The organism is Micromonospora gifhornensis, assembly GCF_016863515.1.
Classification (GTDB): domain Bacteria; phylum Actinomycetota; class Actinomycetes; order Mycobacteriales; family Micromonosporaceae; genus Micromonospora; species Micromonospora gifhornensis.
On sequence record NZ_BOPA01000096.1, the window covers coordinates 1 to 1459 of the forward strand.

General features: G+C 69.9%; 1 protein-coding gene. It reads left to right on the forward strand.

All coding sequences use genetic code 11. The annotated features are described in order from the left end of the window. Positions 1–218 precede the first annotated feature (218 nt). The gene (locus tag Vgi01_RS30255) at positions 219–1442 is read left to right on the forward strand and encodes an IS110 family RNA-guided transposase (protein WP_204293336.1); all 1224 of its coding nucleotides are present in this window, start codon (positions 219–221) and stop codon (positions 1440–1442) included. The last annotated feature ends 17 nt before the right edge of the window (positions 1443–1459 follow it).

Below are 1459 nucleotides of genomic sequence, written 5' to 3' on the forward strand. Positions count from 1 at the left end.
CCCGTTACCTTTTTGATCGTCCCCAGCCGGGGACTCCTCGGTCGCCCGGCCCGGTATGACTTCCTGCCCCTGTCGTTCGGATGATCCGGGGGGTGTTGTCGCCGGGTCGGGTGGCGTCGGTGGACCGCTGATAGGGACACGGCCACCCGTGTTGGGGTAGGTCTCTTCGTAACGTGGCTGCCGGCAGTCCGACGCCTGGATCAGCGGCCGAGGCCACGATGCGATGCGTGGAGGCGGGTCTGGTGCACGACGGATACGGCGTCTACCTCGGCTTGGACGTCGGTAAGGGCGATCACCATGCGGTCGGGTTGGCGCCCGATGGCAAGCGGCTGCATGACGCGGCGTTGCCGAACACCGAGGTCCGGCTGAGGCAGCTATTCGGCAAGCTCGCCCGCCACGGTCGGGTGCTGGTGGTGGTCGACCAGCCCGCCTCGATCGGTGCCCTGCCCGTGGCGGTGGCTCGGGCGTGTGGGCATCAGGTGGCCTACCTGCCCGGCCTGGCCATGCGCCGCATCGCCGACCTGCATCCCGGCACGGCGAAGACAGACGCCCGTGACGCCTACGTCATCGCTGACGCGGCCCGCACCCTGCCCCACACGCTGCGGCGGGTCGACGTCGGCGATGAAGCCCTCGCGGAGCTGGAGGTGCTGGTCGGGTTCGATGACGATCTCGCCGGCGAAGCCACCCGCGTGTCCAACCGGATCCGTGGCCTGCTGACGCAGATCCATCCCGCGCTGGAACGGGTCCTCGGCCCTAAGATTCACCACAAGGCGGCCCTGGAGCTGCTGTCGCGCTGCGGCGGCCCCGTCGGACTGCGCAAGGCCGGCCGCCGCAAACTTGTCTCGATCGCCGCCGTCCACGCACCCCGCATGGGCGAACGCCTGGTCGAGCAGATCATGACCGCCCTCGACGAGCAGACCGTGACCGTCCCGGGCACCCAGGCTGCGGAGACGATCCTGCCTCGCCTGGCTGACAGCCTCCGCGATGTCCTGCGACAACGCGACCAGGTTGCCGGCGAGGTCGAGAGGATCCTTGATGCTCACCCTCTCGCCCCGGTCCTGACCTCGATGCCCGGCATCGGTGTCAGGACCGCCGCCCGGATCCTGCTCGAAGTCGGCGACGGCACCGCCTTCCCCACCCCCGGCCACCTCGCCGCCTACGCCGGACTGGCCCCCGTCACCCGACGCTCCGGCAGCAGCATCCGCGGCGAACACCCACCCCGCGGCGGCAACAAGAACCTCAAACGCGCCTTCTTCCTCGCCGCGTTCGCCGCCCTCGCCGACCCCACCAGCCGCGCCTACTACGACCGCAAACGAGCCGAAGGCAAACGCCACAACGCCGCCCTCATCTGCCTCGCCCGCCGCCGCTGCGACGTCCTGTTCGCCATGCTCCGCGACAAGATCCCCTACCAACCACGCCCCACCAGCCCCGTCCCCGCTTGACCAAACCCATAGGGACA